Here is a 22,717-nt window from a genome sequence, read left to right on the forward strand (position 1 = left end):
AAGCGCAACACCGCGCATCGCTGCCGCGGTCGTTGCACCGTCAACAGTACAAGCGACGCACGCCGGAAAGGATCGCATGAGCGCGGAAGTCTCGATTGGGGACGCAGAGTCCGCCCGGCTTGCTCCGCATCCGCTCCGCACCGCGATTCTCGGCGAGCTCCATGCGCGGCCCTTTACGGCGCTGACCGTCCCCGCCCGAATTCTGCATTTCGCGTTCGACACGGCCGGCGAGCGCGCGCAGGCAGACCTCGCCAACCTCGCGAAATTCTGCTCGGCACGTGGCCTACCCGTACCGACCGCCTCCGAACGGCACTATCGCGTGGCCTTTGGCACCACGACGCTGCGGTGGGAGCAGCATTCCGAATTTACGACCTACACTTGGGAATTGCACTCTCCTGCCGAGGGCATTCCGTTTCACCCGCCCGCCGCCGCGCTGGCTGCCCCAATGCAACTTGTGCCGCAGCCCGGGCCGTTGCTTGTGGCGATCGACATGCATGTGCTCGCCGACGGGCCCGCTGTTCAACCGCCAGAGCGACTGTTCGAGCGAACCAGTCTGGCACTTGCCGAAAACAACGATGGCGCAGCGATTTACGCCACGGACTTCCAGCCCGACCCGTCCGGATTCGTGAAAATCCTGGTGGTCGACCGCAAGCTCAATCCCGATCGCGCCGGCGCGCTGGCGCAACGCGTGATCGAGATCGAAACCTATCGCACGCTCGCTTTGCTCGGCCTGCCCGAGGCGCAGCGGCTCGCACCTTCGATCAGCGAGGTCGAGCAGCGCCTTGCCGAAGTGACCGACAAAATGCGCAATAACGGCAATCTCGCGGACAACCGCCACCTGCTCGACGAACTGACGGCGCTGGCCGCGGAGGTCGAGGCCGGCGCGGCGGCGAGCGTGTTTCGGTTCGGCGCCAGCCGCGCCTATTACGAGATCGTACAGCAGCGGCTGACGACCATCGGCGAGCGGAAGGTGTCCGGTCTGCCGACATGGACGTCATTTCTGGCGCGGCGAATGGCGCCAGCGATGCGAACCTGCGTGACCACCGAGGCGCGTCAGGAGACCCTGTCGTTCAAGCTGTCGCGTGCGGCAAACCTGCTGCGCACGCGGGTCGATGTCGAACTCGAACAGCAGAATCAGGAACTGCTAAAATCGATGAACGCCCGTACCCGGATGCAACTGCGGCTGCAGACCACCGTCGAGGGGCTGTCGGTTGCGGCCATCACTTACTATGTGGTCAGCCTGTTCGGCTACGTCGCCAAGGCGCTCCATGAGTCCGGAACGGTCGCGATCGAGCCAGGCTATCTGACGGCGGGCTTCATTCCGGTGGCGGCGTTAACGATCTGGTCGATCGTGCGCCGCATTCGCCACAAGCACATCGGCCACGACAGCTGAGTTTCCAAAAACGCCGAGGCCGCAGCCGATTCTCGAATCCGCTAAGCCATAGCCATTTTGCCGTCGAGCAAACCTGTCAGCCGCTGGCGGATGATGCGCTCTGCACCGCCCATGATGCGATCGATCAGCTCCTTGCAGCTCGGCACGTCGTCGATCAAGCCAGCCGTCATGCCGCAGCTCCAGGCGCCGGCATCCAAGTCGCCTTCGACCATGACCTTGGGATAGATGCCGGCGACCTCCTCGATAATGTCGCCGATCTTGAGGCTCTCGCCTTTCTCCCGCTCGATCTCCATAAGTCTCTCAACCTTGCGGTTATTCAATACACGCTCAGTGTTGCGCAGCGCGCGCATGATCAGCCGGGTATCGCGCTCGGAGGCCGCGACCAGCGCCTTCTTCACGTTGTCATGCACCGGCGCCTCTTTCGTGGCTATGAAGCGCGTGCCCATATTCATGCCGTCGGCACCGAGCGCCAACGCGGCGACCAGGCTGCGCGCATCTGCCATGCCGCCCGACGCCACGAACGGAATCTTGAGTTCGTCGGCAGCGCGCGGCAGCAGAATCATGTTGGGGATGTCGTCCTCGCCCGGGTGACCGCCGCACTCGAAGCCGTCGACGCTGACCGCATCGCAACCGATCTGTTCCGCTTTCAGCGCGTGTCTCACCGAGGTGCATTTGTGGATCACCTTGATGCCGGCAGCCTTGAGCGCGGCCATGTACTGCTCCGGATTGCGGCCCGCCGTCTCGACGATCCTGACGCCGCCTTCCACGATCGCCTGGATATATTCAGGGTATGGCGGCGCGGTGAACGCGGGGAGAAACGTCAGATTCACACCGAACGGCTTATCGGTCATGCCACGGCAACGCGCGATTTCCTTCGCTAGCAGGTCCGGTGTCTTCTGGGTCAATCCGGTGATGATGCCGAGACCACCCGCATTCGAGACCGCGGAGGCAAGCTCGGCGAAGCCGACATAATGCATACCGCCCTGGATGATCGGATGCTGGATGCCGAATAGTTTTGTAATGGCCGTTTTCACACATAGCTCCCGGTTCGCTTGCGGTGGCAGACGCTCCGGCAAGGTCCCATTCTGTTATCAATCCGACAAGCGCGTTCCGCGCTGCTGACTAGGCAAGGGCAGGCAAACCCTTCATATGGGATCACTTGACAGGCCGCTTTGCGTCGGTTTCACTTGCCCTCATAGACCATTCCGTGGCCTGCCTGTCGCAATGAGGCAGCGTATTGGTGATCGTGACGCCGCTCTGAAACAGCACCAGCGGCTTTCTCCGCGCCGGAAAAAGCGCGGGCCGGGAAATGAGCAACGCAAAAAGAACCGAGCAGCGATCAAATCAAAACAAGAATTCAAGACATGGCTGATGCAGAAGAGGGAACAATGGAGCGGCGCCCTGCTCCCCAAATTTCTGCCGAGCATACGGACCCCGGCCTGAGGCCGATCGGGGTGGTGGCTTACGATGACGGTCTCGTCAGGGATGCTCTGATAGCTCAATGCGCTGCCGCTCTGATCGCTTCCAGTTACAAGCTCGGTGGCGTCGTCCAATCAAACCCGCACCGGGAAGGCCGGCGTCGATGCGACATGTATGTCAAGGATCTATTGTGCGGTGACGAGGTCAAGATCTCGCTGGACCGCGGCAACGAAGCAAGGGGCTGCCGGCTTGATCAGGACGCCTTCGCGCGCATCGACGCCTGGATCGAGCGCGCGGTGCTCGAACACGTCGATTTGGTGGTCATCAACAAGTTTGGCAGGGAAGAAGCGCACGGCCGGGGGCTGCGAGCGGTCATTGCCGAGGCCCTGATTGCCGATATCCCGCTTCTCATCGGTGTTTCCACGCAAAACCTCGGTGACTTTCTGGCTTTCGCCGGAGATTCAGCCACGCGTCTGAAACCCGACATCGAGACAATGACGGCCTGGTGCCGGAACGCGATTGAACGCCGGGCTCACGATCGATGCGAGCCGGGACTTCCATCGGTGGGAGCCTAGTCAAAAGCCCAATTGCAACGGATAGGCAAAGACGGATCGGCAAATAAAGGCTGCTGGCTGGATGAACTGGAAAAGGCTAGTCTCGAGTCTGGCGCACCTTCGTTAGCGAGCGGACGGCGTCATACCACCACCGGTCCGCGCCCAGACCGATCCCAAAGGCTCCAAACGGCACCAGACAAACAAGCAACCTCTAAATTCTCCGACGCAAACAGATGAAACGACGCGATGGATGATAAACAGATCCTCCAGAATGCAACTCGCAGTGCAGCCCAGGCGGGTATGATCACGCTTGTGTTCGAGAATTTTACCGCCCAACTGATCCGATATGTCCTCAGTGGGCACCTCCTCGATGATACGTCTCTCATGACACTCCGAGACAACTGCCTCCGCGACCTGAAGAACTCCACAATCATTGGAATGTCGTTGGAAGACGAGGCGGAGATCTTCAGGCAGGCCGTCGAAAACGCAGAGAAGCTACTCGATGCGGCGATTGCCAGGGGACGGGAGATCTAGCATCTGCGGCCGGTTCCGACCTCCATCCCGGTAACGGGGCGACTCATTAGACCAAAAGAATGGCCGTTGGTCGGAGGTCGCGCTCCGCCCAAACCGCAGCGGGCATATCTTCTTTCCCTCGCCGTTCTGAATTCCAGCCCGGCCGGGCACGTTGACGCCATGGTTTCAAGCCCGTATCAGACGCTGGAGCGCTGCCGGTCCGGACTTGAATACCTGCCGGCGGACACCGACTTTGTACGACGCATGCTCCCAGCGATCGTTCGAATGCGGACCATGCCGAGAGCTTTTCACGAGGCGCCAGTCAAGATCTTCGCGCCGGCGGTACGGCGCTTCGGCACGAATTCGACGATCGTCTTTTTGGCGGATGTCGCGGCCAGGTCGGATTTATCCGACTCCACGACGATGTTATAAACTAGTTGTTCAGTGAGGTTTCCACGATGTCGGTATCCGTTAGCAGCACGATCGAGGAGATGCAGGCGGAGCGCAACGTGCTCCAAAGCTTTGCCAACGATCGCGCACGCGACTTCGTCGGCAGGCAGTCGGTCCTTGCGCGCGTCACCGACCTCTGTCTCTCGCCTGCCAAGGAGCTTTCCCCCACGAGGGAGGGTGCGCCATGGGGGATCTGCATCACCGGCGATCCGGGCTTGGGCAAGAGCGCACTGTTCGGCGAGCTTCTCCGCCGCATGAAGGAAACCGATGCCTTCGTTCTCGCACATGCTGCGGAGGCAGCCCCGCGGGCTTCATCGATCGATACCATGCTGCGGCGCTGGATTGCCGAACTCGGCAGCGCCCTCGGCGCCGGCGATGTTGACCTCGCCGCCAATATCGACCCGGAGATTGTCGAGCGGGCTTTCGCCTCCCTGCTTGCGCGGATGGCTTCGCAACGGCGCGTGATTATCCTGATCGACGCGATCGATCAGTTCAAGAAGACCTCGCGCGGGAAGTTTACCACCTGGTTGCCACGGCTTTGGCCTATCAATGCGCGCCTGGTCGCAACCGGCCTTGCCGGAGGCGCCTCCAAGGCGCTGGCCGAACGTTCAGGCGTGGAAGCGTTGACTCTACCGCCACTGGAGTCGCCCGAGGCGATCATCGACGCGGCATGCAAGCGCAACCAGCGCAAGCTGGCCTCACCTGTGATTGACGCGCTGCTCGCGAAAAAGCATGCGGGCGGGCCGGCTTGGGGCAATCCGTTGTGGCTGGTGCTTGCCCTCGAGGAACTCGAGCTGCTCGCTACCAGTGATTTTGCCGACATGCAGCGCGAATATACTGGCACTCCGGAGGAGCGTCGGCAGAATGCGATGCTGGATGCGGTCGGCGCCATGCCTACGGACATCCTGCTCCTCTATCGCGCAACATTCGATAGCGCGGCCGAGCTGTTGGGCCCGGCGATCGCGGCGGCGTTTATCGGTCTCCTTTCGGCAGGCCGGACTGGATGGCGAGAGAGTGATTTTCGTCAATTGTTGCCTCAGGTCAGCGGCGAAGCCTGGGACCAGAAGCGCTTTGCTGCGCTGCGCAACCTGTTCCGCGGCCAGATTCACCAGCATGGCGATCTTGCGCAACTGGATTTCAACCACGCTCAGGCGCGGGCTGCCGCCCGCTCGCGCCTTGCCGCGCTACGCGTCTCGAATCGCGAACTGCACCTGCTGATCGCAGATCACCTTCTGACGCTTGCACCCGGCGACCCGCTGCGGGTGTCTGAAACCATGATCCATCTTTTGGCAAGCAAGGATGACGTCCGTGCTGCCCGGTACTATGGCGATCCAGCGCTTGGCGAAAAGGAGCTGCGAGGCGCCACACAAGCGCTCGCTGATGCGATCATCTCGCCGGCTGCCGGCACTTCGGCGAGCGCGGCCCGAGAGATATGCCGTCTGCTTGAGAACCCCGATAATTCTGTCCGCGCAAGCGTGGCCGAGCGTTTGCTCGTCAGTTTTGACGATGTGGCGGGTCGGCACCTTCCTTCCGATGTTCGCCTGATCGTCCTGAATGCGATCGAACAAACGTTTCAGCAACTACTCCGCGCCGAACCCGACAATGCCGGCTGGCAGCGCAATCTGTCGGTTGCGCATGATCGTGCCGGCGACGTGCTGGTGGCGCAGGGCAAGCTGCCTGAAGCGCTCAAGTCGTTCCGTGATGGACTTGCGATACGCGAGCGGCTGACGAGCAAGACTCCCGACAATGCCGGGCTGCAACACGATCTATCAATCTCGCACGAGAAGGTCGGCGACCTGCTTGCGGTGCAAGGCAAACTGGACGAGGCGCTGGAATCGATCCGTAAGCAGCTCGCCATTGTCGAGCGGCTGGCGAACGGCGCCCCCGGCGACACCGATCTGCAGAGCGAGCTGTCGCTGTGTCACGAGAAGATCGGTGAAGGGCTGATGGCGCAAGGCAATCTTCCGGAGGCGCTGGGAGCGTTCCAAAACCAGCTCGAGATCACTGAGCGGCTGGCGCGCGGCGCCGACACCGACGACAACAAATGGCAACGCGATCGGACGCTCGCCTACGACCGCGTCGGCGACGTGCTGATGGCACAGGGCAAGCTGCCGGAGTCTCTCGAATTTTTCCGCAATGGGCTCACGATCAAGGAGCGGGTCGCAAAGGCCCATCCCGATAACACGAGCTGGCAGCGCAGTCTGTCAATCTCTCATGATCGTATCGGGGATGTGCTGGTAGCGCAGGGCAAGCTGTTCGACGCGTTGAAATCCTTCCGCACAGGGCTTGAGATCGCGCAGCAGATGGCACGCACCGAGCCCGAGAATGTCGGCTGGCAGCGTGATCTGTCAGTGTCGCACGCCAAGATCGGCGACGTGCACGTGGCGCAGAGCAGTCTGCCCGACGCGTTGAAAGCCTTCCATGAAGGGATGACCATCAGGCAGCGTTTGGCAAACGCCGACCCCGACAACGTTGACTGGCAGCGCGGTCTGGCGGTGTCCTACGATCGCATCGGCGACGTGCTGATGGCTCAGGACAACATGGCCGATGCGCTGAAGGCCTTCGAGGATCAGTTCGCGATTGCCGAACGACTAGCGCGGATCGACCCGGGCAACGCCGGCTGGCAACGCGATCTGTCTGTATGCCATGAAAAAGTTGGCGACGTGCAGATGGCGCAAGGCAACCTGCCCGAAGCGTTGAAATCCTATCGCGCAGGACTCGCGATCAGAGAGCGGCTGGCGCGCAACGATCCCGATAACGTCAGCTGGCAACGCAGTTTGTCGGTGTCACACGATTGTATCGGCGACGTGTTGGAAGCACAGAGCGAAGTGGAGGAAGCCCTGAAAGCCTTCCGCGAAGGGCTTGAAATCAGGAAACGGCTGGCGCAGCGCAGTCCTGATAACGTCGGTTGGCTGCGCGATCTGACGGTATCTTACGATCGTATCGGCGAAGTGCTGGAAGCGCAGGGCAATGTGGACGAGGCCGAGAAATCCTTTCTTGAAGGGCTTGCGATCATGGAGCGGCTGTCGCTTGCCGATCCCGGCAACGTCGATCTGCAGCGCGGTGTTGCCGTGAGCCAGGGGCATCTGGCGGAGATGTATCGCCGGTCCAACGATCACAATAACGCGCTGGCTGCGCTGCGGCAGGGACAAGCTGCCATGGAACGGGTTGTCATGCGCGCACCCGACAATGCCGGCTGGAAAAAAGATCTGGACTGGTTCACCGAACAGATTGCGACCATGACCGAATAGTCGGTCTCTCTTCCCGATAAACGAAGATCAGCACGGCGCTTTGCAGCCGCGCTGGCGATCGCTTGCGCCTCGTTAAAAGCGCACAATGGTTCTGCCCGCACGTGGGATTCTGCCCGCGTGCGTCGCGTTCGATTCGCGCGCGGCTACCCCGGCCTCGCCGTTGCACGATATACAGATATCTGATATGCATTTGAGTGATAACGGCGCTGCCTGAACGGGCGGTGATCGGAAAAATCAAATACACAGGGGGGAACGCAATGGCCGATTATGCGAACGCCAGCGTTGTGATCGAAACGGTGCCGCCGTCCGATATGGGCGCCGCGATTGCGGCGGATGCCGCCAAGAAAGCTAAGTTCGGAACCATTCACCTACTTATTCGCGGCTTCTTGTGTACACCCTTTCTGGCCTATGGAGCCTGTGTGACCTTCGCCATGGTTGCAGCGGGCATACCGCTCGCGGTAGCCGGACTTGTCTTCCCGGCGGGCTACGTCACACTGAGCTTCCTCGGCCTGGAGATGGCGACGGGCAGCTTCGCGACGATGCCCATCGGCATGTACGCCGGGACGATTACGCCATTCCAGTTAGTTCGTAACTGGACATGGACTATGGTGGGCAACCTTCTGGGAGGCATATTCTTCGGCTGGCTGCTGTGGTTCTCATTGACCAAAGGCGGGTCCATCGAGCCGGACAGCATGCTCAAAGTGATCGCCAAGACCGCCGAGAGCAAGGTGAGCTATATCCATTACGGCGCGATTGGCTGGTGCGCCGCCATTGGCAAAGGCGTCCTTTGTAACTGGCTGGTGAGCCTCGGGTCCGTCATGTCCAAAGCCACGCGCAGCACCCTGGGCCGGGTGGTGCTGATGTGGATCCCGATCGGGATGTTCTTCGCGCTGGGATTCGAGCACACCGTGGTCAACATGTGGCTGTTCCCAACCGCTATCCTCTCGGGTGCCAATGTGAGCATCTACGAGTGGTGGGTATGGAATCAGATCCCGGTCACCATCGGCAATATCCTGGGTGCGATGGTGCTCAACGGTACGCTGTGGTACTTCACGCATACCCTGCAGAGGGACTAGAGCTTTTCCGCTTCTGATTCCGATGGAATCAGAAGCGGAACTCTATCTTTATGTTTTGACGCGTTTTCTTTACGCGAACCGGCACCCACTTCGCTCGAAAACGCTATAGAACGATTGCCGATTGCATAGACCCGATCTGTGCTCTTGCAATATGCGCGGGGATGGCCGGTTCGAAGAACGATGTTGTTCGACCGCCTATAACCCGCGCATCCTGATAGTTCTCGAAAGAAGAATTGCGGGTTGAGCCTGCAAGAACGGTTATCGAGTTTTTCCGTGAAGAGCGCTCTCGCAGCTAACGTCGTTTGTCGACACAGCATCGAGAAAGAGACTACGCCGTCCTTCTCGGCGGCGCCTTCGGCAAGCTAAAAGTCCTGAGCCATGAGGTCTTGAGCTTCGGTCAGCGCCCAGACATCTTGTGATCAGAACAAGTTGCGAGCTATGGCGGCCTGTCTCCGATCCAGCAGACAGCTTGAATCAGATCACAAGCCCTTTGAAACTCATCAACGATTCAGTTCGCTCGGAAAAGGCTCTGGAGCTTTCAACAAGGTTGTCCATCTGAACTGGACCGAGGAAGCTGAGGTTGCAAAGCTTCAATATCCCCGGAGAGCACACATCCACAAGAATGCGCCTCTGACACCGAAAAAGTCGAGCGGCGTTGGTGCCGGGCATGACCGAAGACGGTCTCACAAAGGCCGCGGCCGCGCTCCGTTATGCCGCGATCGTCCCCACCAACCCGTTCACTTCAAAGCGTCGCCGCGCCAGCTTCGTTTTACGTAAGGCTATTTTCTCGGCATCGCCGCACGGGCAAGGACGTCCAGCAGTCCCTCCGTAGCATCCGCGTCGGCCTCCTTCTGCCTTTCCGCAACTCCGAGAGCCTGCCGCCAGCGGGTGACGCGTTCGCCGAGAGCTTTCAGACGATTTAGGACGGCATCGGCGCGATCACGGTGCTGCTCAAGATAGGCGCGCCCTTCGTCCGTGATGGTGAAAAGTCTCGGAGGATCAGCAGATGAGATCAGACAGCGCTCTTCCACAAGCTTGGCCAGCATCGGATGAACGACGTTGGGACCGGGTAAAAACCAGTCAGCCGTCATTTTCTCGATCGTTTGGATGACGTCGTAGCCGTGACGGGGCGCCTCGGAAATCAGTGAGAGCGCAATGAGACGCAGATCGTCTTCGGCCACACCCTTCGATGATGGAGCCGTCATTTCTATTCTCCGTGAAGATATCTTTGCTCGAAAGAAACCCATATTATGGTGTAACGCAAGATATTTCCTTAGCTATCCTGACTGTCCGGTCGCGTTCCGTGCCGGTTCCAACAACCGTCGGCGGTTCAGCTGCGCGCGGATGCGAACCTTTTGCGAAACCTTCGCCAAACCAGGCTGTTGCGGTCCCGCCCTGACGAAAGGTGAACGTCAGACGCTGGAGCCGGCGTTGGCATATCGGAGGATGGCCGGCCGCTGTTTCGATCTCAAGGCCGTCGTGACGTCAGGATCCCGCTCTAATCGCGGCCGCCCTTTTCATCCATCCGCTTCACGGTGAGGCCTCGCGGCAAAACCTGACCGCCTTGCTCGTCGGCGACGGGAATATCCGAAATGAGGCCAGCTCGCAGCGCATTTTGCCAGGCGCCCAATTCCGTCGACGCTGATTCGCCGATACGTACGTCGTGATCAAAGAGTGCGTAAGGCATGGCGTTCCTCCCGATGATTCAATTTGCCAACCGTTAGAAACACCGGTCGTTCCCTCGCCAATAAAGGGGGGACGCCTTCCCGCAACGGCGAGTGTCTGCTGGTGGGCAATCCCGAACGCACCGTAAGACACCCGCGAACAGACCCGCATGGTCCACGGTGACAGCCGGATCAGCGCGGCACCGCCTGACACTGCACGATCGGACTATTGCTTGCGCCTCTGAAAAGCCGACCGGAAAGAACTGTGTCAATCATGTCGCAGCCGAATCGGCAAACATGGGCCATTCTTGCCGCGTATGGCTGCAAACAAGGTAACGGCAGTACACAGGGCTGGACGACCTCCATAGCTCACCTTTAGCCATTCCTGAAAGGGAATGGCTTTTTTCTTGATCTCCTTGAAGCCACCCTCACAGCATCATCTGGGCAAATGTCAGCCAAACATCCGCGCACGAATTCTCCACGTCGCCGGCACGTGAACTTGACGCGAAACGGGCATAACCAGCATCACTTCGGCGTCTGCAACCCCGATGAATTTGCCCAGCCCTCTATATGGGCCGCAATGTCCGATAGACGGCGTTTCCTCAACGCTTCATCTCCACGCGCGTACGGAGGAAGTTCGTCGGTGGCCTTGCGGACACCTGCCACAAACTCGGCCAGACGATCTTTCAAGGACTTTAGCTGACGAGAACCACGTTGCACCCTCATGGCGTTGCTCCCTGCTTCAAAGGGGGCGGAGCGCGGGCAGCGTTCTCCGGAACCTTGAGAGTATGCACCTGGCGTTGTCGGAAAGCGAGTCGGTTTGTTCGGGAATGAGATCGTCCGTCAACCGCCCTGCGGGATCCGCTGGCGGTTCAGGTTCAGTGATGGCCCGCTGACAGACGTAGACGGCTGGACCGCAGTGACTGGTTATGGTTCGGAACTGCCTTGGCTTCCCTTGGCTTCCCTTGGCTTCCCTTGGCTTCCCTTGGCTTCGAGCGGCAGGTACAAGTTCGCTTGACACTCCTGCCCTGCATTCCCTAAATCGCGGCTTCGTCGCCGCGCCGGGTCGGATTCGACACCGAGGCCTGGGAATCCTTCACGGCAGATGACGATTCCGGGCGCATAGCTCAGCGGGAGAGCGTTCCCTTCACACGGGAGAGGTCCAAGGTTCGATCCCTTGTGCGCCCACCATTTTGAATCTAGCCACGCGGCGCGCCCTCATGGCCCCGCCCGATCAGTCACAACAATTTTGTTCGCGCGAACAACGCCCGCAACGCATCGGTTGCCTTGCGGCTCAGCATCGCGTTGCCAGCGGCGGCCTCGAGCGCGGCGCACGCGTCCTCGTGCAGCGTGCTAAACTCCACCCACTCGGCGGTGCTCAGGCGGGTGATGAAGTCGTAGGCCTGTCCGACCGTGGCGATGGCGACGGACTCGCCGTTCAGCGTGATGCGGAACGTCGCCTGTAGTTTCGTAACCGAGTTCGAGACCTTGTCCATTGCCACACGAAGACCTGCGCCGCGCGCAGCCGTCAAGATAAAACCATCAGGCTATCCCACGAAAGAAACCGGTCGTCTTCTTATCCGAGGGGCGCGCGGTTCCAGCTTTAACCCCTTCAAAGCCGGAGTCACGAGATCCCTTGAGTCGGGCCATGAACGACGATGAAATCGACCGGCCCACCAGGAAATGCATCGTCGAACACGCCAGTCACGAGGCGGCCGGTTCGCCATGCCCTGGTGTCGAGATTGGTCCGGCCTGGGTACATTTCCGGTCCCTCAGCAAACGAGTTGTGTCCATGCACGATATGACGGCCCTCGAATCCGGCCGCTTCGCCTGCGGGATAGCGCTTCCAGAGCAGCGTGATTTCGGGCTGTGCGTCAAGTCCAACTCCGGAATCGAGCCCGGCGTGAACATAGATGCGGTGCGCATCGATATGCATGAGCGGCAGCGCCTCGAGCCAAGCAATGTCGGCCTCCGGAATCACAAAGGGATCACTGCCGTAGGATTCCAGGACCGCATCGCCGCCGTGCTCCAGCCAGCGCGTCATTTCCGCGGGGTCACGCCACGCCGTAACCATCATCGCATCGTGATTGCCCTTGAGCGGAACGAAGGTCCAGCCGTCCGGCATTCCGCGCCGCAAGCGGGCGATGACCTTGCTGCTGTCCGGCCCCTTGTCGACATAGTCGCCGAGCATGACGAGCGTACCACCATTACCGGCGGCGTGGGCATGAACCCCGTGCAAGGCCTCACTCAGCAGATCGAAGCGACCGTGAATGTCGGGAATGACATAGGTCAGGCTCATTGAGGCTCCCACGCCTGGGGCGCCTTCTTGCCACGCTCAGCACATCGACCATTGTTTACGACTGCATCCCGCATCGTCACATCTTTACTTCGATCAAGCGCGGCCCCTGCTCGGCCATGGCCTCGGCAAGCGCCTTGCTGAACTCATCGGCCGTGGTCACGGCGCGGCCCTGCACCCCCATGCCCCTGCCAAGCGCTACCCAGTCGAGCGCGGGACGGTCGAGGCTCAGCATGTCCATGGCATTCTTGCCGGGCTCGCCGGCGCCAACACCGTCGAATTCGCCTCGCAGAATTTTATAAATGCGATTCGAGAAAACGATCGTGAGGACGTTGAGGCCTTCGCGGGCTTGCGTCCATAGCGCTTGCAGCGTGTACATCGCGCTGCCGTCGCCGACCATGCAGATCACTTTGCGTTCGGGGCAAGCCACCGCGGCGCCGATCGCCACCGGCGTCGAAAATCCGATCGAACCGCCCATGTTCTGCAGCCAATCATGCGGCGCGGCGAAGGCTGTCGACGGAAAGAATTTACGGCCCGTCGTGATCGCCTCGTCGATGACGATGGCATTTTCCGGAATCGCCATCGCGATGGCCTGCGCGATGGACGTATGATTGAGCGGTCCCTCCGGCCACCCCGTTTCCATTGGCTGCTGCGGTTTCGCGTCCCGCAGCCTGGCGCCGACAGCACCGGCCAGTGCTTCCAGCGCAGCTATCGAGTTTTCGCCATTCGCCGTCATGCGGTGCACATCGCAGCCCTCCGGCTTCAAGAAGCTCGGCTTGTCCGGATAAGCGAAGAAAGCGACGGGGTCGTTGGCTTCAACCAGGATGATGTTTCTGAACGGCTTCAGAACCGACAACGCCTGTTCGACCGGGTAGGGAATGCGATCCACGAAAAAGCGGCCCCGGCCGCGCGCCATGCGCGCGTTAAAGGTCTCTCCCATTGCCTTGCAGCCTGTCTTGCCGGCGATGCCAGCAGCCAGCGCCAATCCCCTTTCAGTCAGCGCGCTACCGGCGAGTAGAAGCAGAGTCTCTCCGCTGCCGCGCAGGATCTTCGCTGTGCTCTCGATCGCCTGCGACGAATAATCCGGGCGCTGCAACGTCCCGGTTACGTCGGCAACGTCATCGGCATCGCTCCATGCGGCGTCGGCGGGCAAGATCAGCGTTGCGATTTGCGGCGGCGAACTCCGGGCCGCGGCGACGGCCGCGGCGCCGTCTCGAGCGACCGATCTCGAATCCGGCGAGGTGCGGACCCAGGCCGACATCGACCGGGCAAGCCCCTCGATATCCGACGTCAGCGGAGCGTTGCATTCGATATGGTGGAGCGCGTGCTGGCCGACAATATTGACAATGCCTGAGCTAGCTTTCTTGGCGTTGTGAAGGTTGGCAAGGCCATTGGCGAGGCCTGGACCGAGATGAAGCAGCGTACAGGCCGGCGCGCCCTTCATACGGAAATAGCCGTCTGCAGCGCCGGTCACCACGCCTTCGAACAACCCGAGCACGCAGCGCATTCCCTCCACCCGGTCCAGCGCTGCGACAAAATGCATTTCCGACGTGCCAGGATTGGCGAAGCAAATGTCCACCCCGTTTTTGATCAGCGTTCGGACCAGACTTTCGGCGCCGTTCATCGTTGCGCTCCGGTTTCATTTTTCGGTAACCCTGAGATCAACATTATTCCCGCCACGTCCTTACCCCGGCCTGCCCTATGACCCGCATAAACCAGGACTTGGAGCTGGGGCTTTTTCGCAAACGACGGCGGAGAAGGGGTATCCTTGCACGGCCGCGGCTTGCGAAATCGGGCGAATTATGGCCAGTCTCACAGTGAAATCGATTGATGCGAGGAAATAATGACGCGAATTCTGGCTCTTTTGATTGCCATCGCCTTTGTTTTCAATGGGAAGTCCGCTTTCGCCCAGTACGTTGATACGGGCGACTTCATGAATTTCGGTCCCAATTTTACATCCGCAAGTCCGGTCCCGCGACAGCTTGTCTATTTCCCGAGCCGGTATGCGCCGGGCACCATTGTCATAAGGACCGGGGAACGGAGGCTCTATCTCGTCCTCCCCCAAGGCCAGGCGCTGAGATACGGTATCGGCGTCGGCCGCGACGGATTCCGCTGGAGCGGCGTCCACCGCATCAGCGCCAAGAAGGAATGGCCGAGCTGGACCCCGCCCGCGCAAATGATCGCGCGTCGCCCCGATCTGCCGCGTCACATGAAGGGCGGAATCGAAAACCCTCTCGGCGCGCGCGCGATGTATCTCGGCTCCACGCTCTATCGCATCCACGGCTCCAACGAACCGGAGACGATCGGTCAGGCGGTGTCCTCTGGTTGTTTCCGTATGACGAACGAGGACGTGGTGGACCTTTATAACCGCGTGCCGATCGGCACGACGGTCGTCGTCGTCAATAACTAGACTATCGCAACTAGACTACCGCCCCCGCGACACATGGATCGGAACGCGCGCGACGCGCTGAGTGTCGCGGCGCGGGCTGAGGAAGCGCGGCCGTGAGGCAGCCTTCCGTTCAGGCTCTTTGCCACGCTGATCAGCGCAGCGCTTCATAAACGTGATCGATTCCAATATTTTGAGAAGCGGGGTGCAGGTGGAAAGCCGCTGCACCCTTTCCTCGTTCCGCTCTAGGCGCTCTTCTCGAATAGCTCGCGACCAATCAGCATGCGGCGGATTTCGCTCGTGCCGGCGCCGATTTCATAGAGCTTGGCATCGCGCAGCAGGCGACCGGCCGGATAGTCGTTGATGTAACCATTCCCGCCCAGCAACTGGATCGCGTCCAGCGCGCATTGCGTCGCCTTCTCCGCGGAGTAAAGTATCGCTCCCGCCGCGTCCTCGCGCGTGATCTCGCCGCGATCGCACGCCCTTGCCACCGCATAGACATAGGCGCGGGACGCATTCATGGTGACATACATGTCGGCAACCTTGCCTTGAACGAGCTGGAAGCTGCCGATCGGCTGCCCGAATTGCTTACGCTCGTGCACATACGGCATCACGACATCCATGCAAGCCTGCATGATGCCAAGCGGACCGGCAGCGAGCACGGCGCGCTCGTAATCGAGACCGGACATCAGGACGTTGACGCCGCAGCCGGCTTCACCGAGGACGTTTTCCTCTGGCACCTCGCAATCCTCGAACACCAGTTCACAGGTATCGGAGCCACGCATGCCGAGCTTGTCGAGCTTCTGTGCAGTTGAGAATCCATTCATGCCTTTCTCAACGATAAAGGCGGTGATGCTTCGTGCGCCTGCGGCGGCATCGGTCTTGGCGTAGACCACGAGCGTTTCCGCGAGTGTCCCGTTAGTGATCCACATCTTGCTGCCATTAAGAACGTAGTGGTCACCTTTCCTGTCAGCACGCGTCCTCATTGAGACCACGTCCGAACCGGCGTCCGGCTCGGACATGGCCAGCGCGCCGACATTCTCGCCGGAAATCAGCTTCGGCAGATATTTTCGCTTCTGCGTTTCACTGCCATTTCGGCGCAATTGATTGATGCAGAGATTGGAGTGAGCACCGTAGGACAATCCGACCGAAGCCGAACCGCGCGAGATTTCCTCCATTGCAATGCAATGTTCGAGGTAACCGAGACCGGCGCCACCATAATCTTCCTCGACGGTAATCCCGTGAAGACCGAGTGCGCCGAGCTTCGGCCAGAGATCGCGCGGGAACTGGTTGGACCTGTCGATCTCGGCAGCACGCGGCGCGATCTCATTCGCGGAAAAGTCACGGACCATCTCGCGGATTGCATCGGCGGTTTCGCCGAGATCGAAATCGAAAGCACCAGGACTATTGGAAATGGCCACGCGAAGTCTCCCGCAGGCGCGACCGGAGACCGATCGCGTTCTGTCCCGGAAGCAACCATGCCATGGCGAGATGACGGAGAGAAGAGCCGGCGCGACGGCCTCTCTACCAACGCTTATGCCACTGCGCGCGATGCGTCCTTGACTTTGCGGGTTGCGACGTCGACGGACTGCGTGACGTCGGCTATCTCGCTCATGCTTGCCGTGATATCGGCAACGCTCTTGGCGGCGACCTGCATATTAGATGAGATACTTTGCGTCACAGACGCCTGTTCCTCGACCGACGCAGCGATGGCCGCAGATATTTCGTTGATCCGCGATATGGTCTGGGTGATGGCCTCGATGACGCCCACCGCACTTCCGGTGGTGTCTTGCACTTCGGCAACCTGACCGCTGATTTCATCTGTCGCCTTAGCGGTTTGTGATGCCAGGCTCTTCACTTCCGACGCAACCACCGCAAAACCTCGACCAGCCTCGCCTGCGCGGGCCGCTTCGATCGTGGCGTTAAGCGCCAGCAGATTGGTCTGCTCGGCAATGCTGTTGATCAGCTTGACGACGTCGCCGATTTTCTGCGCGGCGGTTGCAAGCCCGGCAACGATGGTGCTGGTCTCGTTCGCCTGCGTGACCGCCTGCTGGGAGATAGCAAGCGCGTCCGCTGCCTGGCGACTGATCTCGCCGACCGACGCCGCAAGTTCTTCGGCACCAGCCGCGACAGCCTGCATGTTGGCGGACGCTTGCGTGGACGCATCGGCGGCTGAACTGACGCGCCCCGACGTCGCGGCAACGGACTCGGTGATCTGACCGAGGTCCGTATCGATGGATTTCTGCAAATCCGCACGACGCATACGGTCTTGGACTTGAGCTGTCACATCGGTCGCAAACTTGACCACCTTCATGACCGACCCCTCCGCATCCTGGATTGGATTGTAGGATGCTTGGATCCAGATCGCCCGGCCGCCTTTGCCGATCCGCTTGTACTCGGCGGCCTGATATTCACCGCGCCGGAGCATGTCCCAAAAAACCTGATAAGCCATGCTGTCTCGCTCGTCCGGCTCGACGAACATCCGGTGATGGTGACCCTGGATCTCGTTCAGACTGTAACCAACCGTCTTAAGGAAATTGTCGTTCGCTGTGATGATGCTGCCGTCAGGATTGAATTCGATCACGGCCTGCGACTTGTGGATCGCCTTCAGCTGACCTTCATAATCGGAATTGCGCAGCTTCTGCATCGTGACGTCGGTCGCAAACTTGACGACCTTGTAAGGCTTGCCTCGCGCGTTCATCAGAGGATTGTAGGAAGCTTGAATCCACACCGTTCGCCCGCCCTTGGCGACTCGCTTAAACTCCTGCGCCTGATATTCACCGCGACGCAGCGAATCCCAAAATTCGCGATATTCGGCATTGTCACGACGCTCCTTGTCGACGAACATGCTGTGATGCTTGCCGCGGATTTCCTCAAGCGTATATCCCATCGCATTGAGAAAATTCGCATTCGCGGTGATGACCGTTCCGTCGAGATTGAACTCGATGACAGCCTGAGATCTGCTCAGCGCGTCGAGTTTCGCGTTCGCATCGCGAGATGCCGGTAGAAAGCTCATGATTGTCGTCCCCAAATGCCCGCAAATACAATCTACGCGAGTGGTTAAACTTCTTTTACTGCAACCGGAGAGAGAGGAAATTTTACGGAAACGGAACAGACAGCCAGCCGAAGTGGTAAACTCATGCAGGACCGCCGAGATCGTCGATGGTGCGCTCGTATGAACAGCAACGCGCGCCAACCGTTAGCGGCAAAGATTCCTGGGAGCGAACCACGACCATTTCGAGGAGGCGTTTGCGTCGTTCCACTCGCACATAAGGCGCACAGGCCAGGACGAGGTCGATCACAGCCCGTGTAAGACAGGCGCCCCCCAAGTTCTGAAGATCACGCCGCAGTCGTAGAGCGCCCGCGGGTCAACGAAACCTCAACCTAATTGACGTACATCTCACGTGGATACGGAACTTGATTCAGGCTCGGCAGTCGCCACTTTCCGGTTGCCACGAACCATATGTGCGACATTGCAGGCTTCATCACCGACATCACATCAATATGGCCGCCAGCTTTTCCGATATCTTTGAAGAAGCGCGCCTCTCGGCACGCGCGCTGCTGGACTACGGCGAAAACTTCTTCAACCCGACGATCCGGCTCGGCGTGACAGGCCTGTCACGCGCTGGCAAAACCGTGTTCATCACGGCGCTTGTGCATGGTCTGTCGCGTGGCGGCCGGTTTCCGGTTTTTGAATCTCTCGCCAGCGGTCGCATCGCCCGCGCGCAGCTTGCCCCGCAGCCGGACGACGCCGTACCGCGATTTAGCTATGAACATCACGTCAACACACTGATCACAGAGCGGCGCTGGCCAAGTTCGACGGTCGACATCAGCGAATTACGGCTCGTAATCGGCTATCAGCGGCAGAATGGTTTGGACCAAACGCTGACGCTGGATATTGTCGACTACCCCGGAGAATGGCTGCTCGATCTGCCGCTGCTCGATAAGAGTTATGAACAGTGGTCGGCGGAGAGCCTTGCGCTATCGCGGCAACAGCCACGAGCGCGCCTTGCACACGCATGGCACGATCATCTCACAACGCTGCGGCCCTCGGCCCGCGAGGATGAACAGGCGACACTCGCCGCCGCCCGGCTGTTCACCGACTATCTTCGCGCGTGTCGGGACGAACGTTTCGCCATGAGCCTGCTGCCGCCCGGCCGTTTCCTGATGCCGGGTAACCTCGCGGGCTCGCCCGCGCTCACTTTCGCGCCGCTTGATCTGCCTTCCGGCGGAATCCCGATTGATGGATCGCTTTGGACGATGATGCGGCGGCGATACGAGGCCTACAAGGATCTCGTGGTGCGGCCGTTTTTCCGCGATCACTTTTCGCGGCTCGACCGCCAGATTGTGCTGGTAGATACACTCGCCGCCTTCAATTCGGGGCCGGAAGCCTTATATGATCTCGAAGCGGCGCTTGCCGGAATCCTCGATTGCTATCGAGTCGGCCGCAGCACGTTACTCAGTACACTATTGCGGCCGCGGATCGATCGCATCCTGTTCGCCGCTACCAAGGCCGACCACTTGCATCACACCAGCCATGACCGGCTTGAGGCGATCCTTCGACGCATTGTGGAACGCGCCGCCTCGCGGGCCGAAGTCGCCGGCGCCGCCATCGATGTCGTCGCCCTGGCCGCGGTCCGCGCCACGCGCGAGGCGCAGGTGCGATGCGGTCGCGAGAAACTGCCGTCCATACTCGGCACGCCCCTTGCCGGCGAAGCCGCCAATGGCGAGACCTTCGACGGCAACACCGAAGTCGCAACATTCCCCGGAGACCTGCCCGAGGATGTCAAGGAACTTTTCAGCGGAAACGGCGCTTTCCGCGGGCTGTCGACATCCGCTATGGATCAGGCCGACTTTCGTTTTCTGCGCTTTCGTCCCCCACGCCTCCAAAACGAAGGAACTGGCGAGCCATCGTTGCCCCATATCCGCCTCGACCGGGCGCTTCAGTTCCTGATCGGAGATCGACTGCAATGAGTGAGCGTTCCGGCCTGCGTCGTCCCGTTACCTTCAAGCTCGACGATCCGCACGTCATAGTCCTGGAGCACGACGAGGCCGCGAGCCGGGTTGCTCGCGGCAGCATCAGCATCACGCCGGAGACGGAACCCGAGCCTGAGCCCGTGCTGCTGCCGGAACCTCTGGAGGCGCCTCCGGTTCCGGCGCGGAAGGGATTTCGCTGGGGAGTGCTGTTCTGGTCCTCACTCGCCGGGCTCATCCTGCTCGGCACCGTACTCGGCGCCATCAACCTGATTGGTGACCTGTTCGCACGCAGCGAGGGGCTTGGTTTCCTCGGACTGATGCTGGCGGCGCTGTTTGTCGTCGCCTCGATCGTCATAGCGGTACGCGAGATCGCGGGCCTTACCCGTCTCGCCACCATCGAAAATCTGCATCGGCGAGCGCTGGCTGCAATCGCGACTGACGATCGCAAGGAAGCCAATACGGTTGTGCACGATCTGGTGAAACTTGCCCACAACAACCCGCACCAGGCGCGGGCGCGGGCGATGCTGCGGAGCCATCGCACTGACATCATCGACGGCGCCGATCTGGTACGGCTCGCCGAACGCGAACTGATGGCTCCGCTGGACCAAGAGGCGCGCCGGCTCGTATCGGTGGCGGCGCAGCGCGTGTCGATCGTCACCGCGGTCAGCCCTCGCGCCGTCGTGGATGTGCTGTTCGTATTTGCCGCGGCGATGCGGTTGGTGCGGCAGCTTGCGCGCCTGTATGGCGGAAGGCCAGGTACGCTCGGGATGATCCGGCTGATGCGCCATGTCATCGCGCATCTGGCAATCACCGGCGGCATGGCGGCGAGTGACACGCTGATCCAGCAGATGCTCGGTCAGGGCATCGCCGCGAAACTATCGACGCGCCTGGGCGAAGGCGTCCTCAACGGATTGCTGACCGCCCGTCTCGGGCTGGCGGCGATCGACGTTACCCGGCCGATGCCGTTCACGGCGCTGCCGCGGCCCGCGCTCGGCGACCTTGTAAAAGATCTGTTGCGCAAGCGAGACAGCGGCAACTGAGCTCACGCGTATTCCGCAAAAGGGAGTACCGGTTTTCGGATAAGATCATCCTCTCTTACAAGGATGTGGCCAGAGTCTGATTCGCTCCCGTTGAAATAGACCCTAGACGGCAAACCGCCCCGCCCTCGGCCAGTTGTCGCCATTTGTAAAATGGCGAGTCCGGTGGCGGCGAAAGCTCCGGCGTCCAGCCCGTCAGCTTTTCCAGCACATAGGTGGCCATGACCCGCCCCCGCCAGGTCCGCTGGACCTGACCGAGGGGTGTGAGCACCGCCGCGGTCGAGGCCAGAATCGAGACATCTTCCGGCTCTCGGGCGACATAGAGCCCGGCATGCCCGGCAATCATGTCGCGACCCGGATCCCGAAAGCCCAAGAAACGGCTGCGCTCATTGATCTGGATCACCGGCACGCGATCCCTGAGATACCAGCGCAGCATCGCATAAACGCGGTAGTCGACGGTTGCGATCCAGGTTGCACCGGAGTTTTGCATTTCGCTTTCAGCGCGGCTCGCGACCTGCGCGAATCCCGCCTCACCGCCGATCGGATCGGTCTTGCCGATGAAATTCCACGGACTGACGGTGTAATAGAGAAAGATCGCGACGACGAGACAGAGACCCGACACAATCGCGGCGTTGGCCCAGAACGTTGACCATTTCAGCATCCACGCCGGCCAGTTTTCGCGCCGTCGCATTGCAATGTCGATCGCCGCTGCCGCGAAACCCAACGGCCAGATGAACATCGGCCAAGTGTCGCCGACCCGAAGCGTCAGCGATTTCCAGAGGAAATACCCGAACGGTACGAGTACGGCGGTAGACAACAGTACGGCGACGGGATCGCGATGCCGGTAGCCACGCCATGCCGTAACGCCTACCGCGAACAGCACCACAGGCAGCAGGATCGGTCCGACCTGACCGAACTGAAGACCGATGTAGTCGCCGAGCGTGCGAAGTGTAAGATCATGTGCCGACGTCGCGCGAACGAACTGAAACCTGAACGAAGCCCAGTCGTGCATCCCGTTCCAGATCAGGACCGGTGAGAACACCGCAACGGCGATCAACGCCGCGGTCCATGGGTACGGACTGCGTAGCCAGCGCCAACGCCAGTCCGGCACGAGGATGAAGGCGGCAATGGCGGGCATCAGCATCAAAGCAGTCAGCTTCGACAGCAGCGAGAGCCCCCCGAAAACACCGGCCGCGAGCCACCAGCGCGCGTCGCCGCTCTCCGTGAGCCTCACCAGCGACCAGATCATCGCCAGTTCAAACGGAATCAGTGCAATGTCGGGCGCGACCTTCGCCATCAGCAGGCCGTAGTACAGCGCCGCTTCCATCATCAGAACCGCCAGCATGGCGGCACGGATGTCGTGCGTAACGCGGCGGACGATGTCGGCAAGCAGCAATTGTGAGATCGGCATCGCCAGCAGCCCGGCAAACCTGACGCCGAAATTTGTATCGCCGAAAATGGCAGTACCTAAACGAATGAACCACGCGATCATCGGGGGATGATCGAGGAAGGACAGCGCGCTTTCCTTCGACCAAGTCCAGTAATAGGCCTCGTCGGTGCGCAAATCCAGCGTGCCGGCAAAGACGCATCGCATCGCGGTCATCACAGCGACCAATGCCGCGACCCAAAGCAGCGACGAAAGCGCGGGACGCTCCGGTGGCAACGCGGGTTTATCGGACTGTGCGATTGTCATCTGGATGT

General features: G+C 60.5%; 17 protein-coding genes and 1 tRNA gene. 9 read left to right on the forward strand and 9 right to left on the reverse strand.

Annotation, left to right across the window (positions count from 1 at the left end; genetic code table 11):
* Window positions 1–76: 76 nt before the first annotated feature.
* A complete protein-coding gene (locus ACZ5IL_RS20575; protein WP_425906915.1) occupies window positions 77–1,393 on the forward strand; it encodes a DUF3422 family protein in 1,317 nt (438 codons plus the stop codon).
* A gap of 41 nt (window positions 1,394–1,434) precedes the next feature.
* Here the strand turns inward: ACZ5IL_RS20575 and ACZ5IL_RS20580 are convergent, their stop codons facing one another.
* A complete protein-coding gene (locus ACZ5IL_RS20580; RefSeq protein WP_464594294.1) occupies window positions 1,435–2,427 on the reverse strand; it encodes an NAD(P)H-dependent flavin oxidoreductase in 993 nt (330 codons plus the stop codon).
* 330 nt (window positions 2,428–2,757) lie between these two features.
* On the opposite strand from ACZ5IL_RS20580, the gene ACZ5IL_RS20585 reads away from it, so the two are divergent.
* The 4 genes from ACZ5IL_RS20585 (at window position 2,758) to ACZ5IL_RS20600 (ending at window position 8,656) form a co-directional block, all read left to right on the forward strand.
* A complete protein-coding gene (locus tag ACZ5IL_RS20585; protein WP_464594295.1) occupies window positions 2,758–3,387 on the forward strand; it encodes a DUF2478 domain-containing protein in 630 nt (209 codons plus the stop codon).
* Between the two features lie 225 nt (window positions 3,388–3,612).
* A complete protein-coding gene (locus tag ACZ5IL_RS20590; RefSeq protein ID WP_464594296.1) occupies window positions 3,613–3,900 on the forward strand; it encodes a hypothetical protein in 288 nt (95 codons plus the stop codon).
* Between the two features lie 437 nt (window positions 3,901–4,337).
* Window positions 4,338–7,580 carry an AAA family ATPase gene (locus tag ACZ5IL_RS20595; protein ID WP_464594297.1) on the forward strand — a complete coding sequence of 1,081 codons (3,243 nt, stop codon included), beginning with the start codon at window positions 4,338–4,340 and terminating at the stop codon, window positions 7,578–7,580.
* A 257-nt stretch (window positions 7,581–7,837) separates the two neighbouring features.
* On the forward strand, window positions 7,838–8,656 hold the full coding sequence (locus tag ACZ5IL_RS20600; protein WP_079445860.1) for a formate/nitrite transporter family protein: 819 nt from the start codon (window positions 7,838–7,840) through the stop codon (window positions 8,654–8,656).
* Between the two features lie 779 nt (window positions 8,657–9,435).
* Here the strand turns inward: ACZ5IL_RS20600 and ACZ5IL_RS20605 are convergent.
* Both ACZ5IL_RS20605 and ACZ5IL_RS20610 read right to left on the reverse strand, forming a co-directional pair.
* Window positions 9,436–9,861, reverse strand: a complete 426-nt coding sequence (locus ACZ5IL_RS20605; RefSeq protein ID WP_464594298.1) for a PadR family transcriptional regulator — start codon at window positions 9,859–9,861, stop codon at window positions 9,436–9,438.
* A gap of 293 nt (window positions 9,862–10,154) precedes the next feature.
* Window positions 10,155–10,343 carry a hypothetical protein gene (locus tag ACZ5IL_RS20610; protein WP_079445858.1) on the reverse strand — a complete coding sequence of 63 codons (189 nt, stop codon included), beginning with the start codon at window positions 10,341–10,343 and terminating at the stop codon, window positions 10,155–10,157.
* Window positions 10,344–11,436: 1,093 nt separating this feature from the next.
* Here ACZ5IL_RS20610 and ACZ5IL_RS20615 point away from each other — a divergent pair.
* Window positions 11,437–11,511: transfer RNA gene (locus ACZ5IL_RS20615), tRNA-Val, on the forward strand.
* 47 nt (window positions 11,512–11,558) lie between these two features.
* On the opposite strand, the gene ACZ5IL_RS20620 is transcribed toward ACZ5IL_RS20615, so the two are convergent.
* From ACZ5IL_RS20620 to ACZ5IL_RS20630, 3 genes are all read right to left on the reverse strand, one after another.
* Complete coding sequence (locus tag ACZ5IL_RS20620; RefSeq protein WP_079445857.1) at window positions 11,559–11,816, reverse strand: hypothetical protein; 258 nt, start codon at window positions 11,814–11,816, stop codon at window positions 11,559–11,561.
* Between the two features lie 128 nt (window positions 11,817–11,944).
* Window positions 11,945–12,619, reverse strand: a complete 675-nt coding sequence (locus tag ACZ5IL_RS20625) for a metallophosphoesterase (RefSeq protein WP_464594299.1) — start codon at window positions 12,617–12,619, stop codon at window positions 11,945–11,947.
* A gap of 76 nt (window positions 12,620–12,695) precedes the next feature.
* Window positions 12,696–14,240, reverse strand: a complete 1,545-nt coding sequence (locus tag ACZ5IL_RS20630; RefSeq protein ID WP_464594300.1) for an acetolactate synthase large subunit — start codon at window positions 14,238–14,240, stop codon at window positions 12,696–12,698.
* Between the two features lie 219 nt (window positions 14,241–14,459).
* Between ACZ5IL_RS20630 and ACZ5IL_RS20635 the strand changes: the two genes are divergently transcribed.
* Complete coding sequence (locus tag ACZ5IL_RS20635) at window positions 14,460–15,026, forward strand: L,D-transpeptidase (protein WP_464594301.1); 567 nt, start codon at window positions 14,460–14,462, stop codon at window positions 15,024–15,026.
* Between the two features lie 221 nt (window positions 15,027–15,247).
* On the opposite strand, the gene ACZ5IL_RS20640 is transcribed toward ACZ5IL_RS20635, so the two are convergent.
* Both ACZ5IL_RS20640 and ACZ5IL_RS20645 read right to left on the reverse strand, forming a co-directional pair.
* Entirely contained in the window at window positions 15,248–16,423 is a 1,176-nt protein-coding gene (locus ACZ5IL_RS20640; RefSeq protein WP_464594302.1) for an isovaleryl-CoA dehydrogenase, read from the reverse strand.
* Window positions 16,424–16,536: 113 nt separating this feature from the next.
* On the reverse strand, window positions 16,537–18,018 hold the full coding sequence (locus tag ACZ5IL_RS20645) for a methyl-accepting chemotaxis protein (protein WP_464594303.1): 1,482 nt from the start codon (window positions 18,016–18,018) through the stop codon (window positions 16,537–16,539).
* 488 nt (window positions 18,019–18,506) lie between these two features.
* Here ACZ5IL_RS20645 and ACZ5IL_RS20650 point away from each other — a divergent pair, with 488 nt between their 5' ends.
* Window positions 18,507–19,976: a YcjX family GTP-binding protein gene (locus ACZ5IL_RS20650; RefSeq protein WP_464594304.1), complete on the forward strand. Its 1,470-nt coding sequence runs from the start codon at window positions 18,507–18,509 to the stop codon at window positions 19,974–19,976.
* The gene (locus tag ACZ5IL_RS20655; protein ID WP_464594305.1) at window positions 19,973–21,019 is read left to right on the forward strand and encodes a YcjF family protein; all 1,047 of its coding nucleotides are present in this window, start codon (window positions 19,973–19,975) and stop codon (window positions 21,017–21,019) included. Before ACZ5IL_RS20650 ends, ACZ5IL_RS20655 begins: the two co-directional genes overlap by 4 nt.
* 55 nt (window positions 21,020–21,074) lie before the next feature.
* Here ACZ5IL_RS20655 and ACZ5IL_RS20660 read toward each other — a convergent pair whose 3' ends face one another.
* Complete coding sequence (locus ACZ5IL_RS20660) at window positions 21,075–22,709, reverse strand: glycosyltransferase family 39 protein (RefSeq protein WP_464594306.1); 1,635 nt, start codon at window positions 22,707–22,709, stop codon at window positions 21,075–21,077.
* Window positions 22,710–22,717: the final 8 nt, after the last annotated feature.

This window comes from Nitrobacter sp. CN101 (genome assembly GCF_055390255.1).

What these genes read in the sequence shown, in the direction of transcription:
- ACZ5IL_RS20645 (WP_464594303.1), bottom strand. Translation starts at nt 18,018, where the DNA reads ATGAGCTTTCTACCGGCATCTCGCGATGCGAACGCGAAACTCGACGCG.
- ACZ5IL_RS20650 (WP_464594304.1), top strand. Translation starts at nt 18,507, where the DNA reads ATGGCCGCCAGCTTTTCCGATATCTTTGAAGAAGCGCGCCTCTCGGCA.
- ACZ5IL_RS20600 (WP_079445860.1), top strand. Translation starts at nt 7,838, where the DNA reads ATGGCCGATTATGCGAACGCCAGCGTTGTGATCGAAACGGTGCCGCCG.
- ACZ5IL_RS20660 (WP_464594306.1), bottom strand. Translation starts at nt 22,709, where the DNA reads ATGACAATCGCACAGTCCGATAAACCCGCGTTGCCACCGGAGCGTCCC.
- ACZ5IL_RS20630 (WP_464594300.1), bottom strand. Translation starts at nt 14,240, where the DNA reads ATGAACGGCGCCGAAAGTCTGGTCCGAACGCTGATCAAAAACGGGGTG.
- ACZ5IL_RS20595 (WP_464594297.1), top strand. Translation starts at nt 4,338, where the DNA reads ATGTCGGTATCCGTTAGCAGCACGATCGAGGAGATGCAGGCGGAGCGC.
- ACZ5IL_RS20590 (WP_464594296.1), top strand. Translation starts at nt 3,613, where the DNA reads ATGGATGATAAACAGATCCTCCAGAATGCAACTCGCAGTGCAGCCCAG.
- ACZ5IL_RS20635 (WP_464594301.1), top strand. Translation starts at nt 14,460, where the DNA reads ATGACGCGAATTCTGGCTCTTTTGATTGCCATCGCCTTTGTTTTCAAT.
- ACZ5IL_RS20610 (WP_079445858.1), bottom strand. Translation starts at nt 10,343, where the DNA reads ATGCCTTACGCACTCTTTGATCACGACGTACGTATCGGCGAATCAGCG.
- ACZ5IL_RS20655 (WP_464594305.1), top strand. Translation starts at nt 19,973, where the DNA reads ATGAGTGAGCGTTCCGGCCTGCGTCGTCCCGTTACCTTCAAGCTCGAC.
- ACZ5IL_RS20575 (WP_425906915.1), top strand. Translation starts at nt 77, where the DNA reads ATGAGCGCGGAAGTCTCGATTGGGGACGCAGAGTCCGCCCGGCTTGCT.
- ACZ5IL_RS20620 (WP_079445857.1), bottom strand. Translation starts at nt 11,816, where the DNA reads ATGGACAAGGTCTCGAACTCGGTTACGAAACTACAGGCGACGTTCCGC.
- ACZ5IL_RS20605 (WP_464594298.1), bottom strand. Translation starts at nt 9,861, where the DNA reads ATGACGGCTCCATCATCGAAGGGTGTGGCCGAAGACGATCTGCGTCTC.
- ACZ5IL_RS20585 (WP_464594295.1), top strand. Translation starts at nt 2,758, where the DNA reads ATGGCTGATGCAGAAGAGGGAACAATGGAGCGGCGCCCTGCTCCCCAA.
- ACZ5IL_RS20625 (WP_464594299.1), bottom strand. Translation starts at nt 12,619, where the DNA reads ATGAGCCTGACCTATGTCATTCCCGACATTCACGGTCGCTTCGATCTG.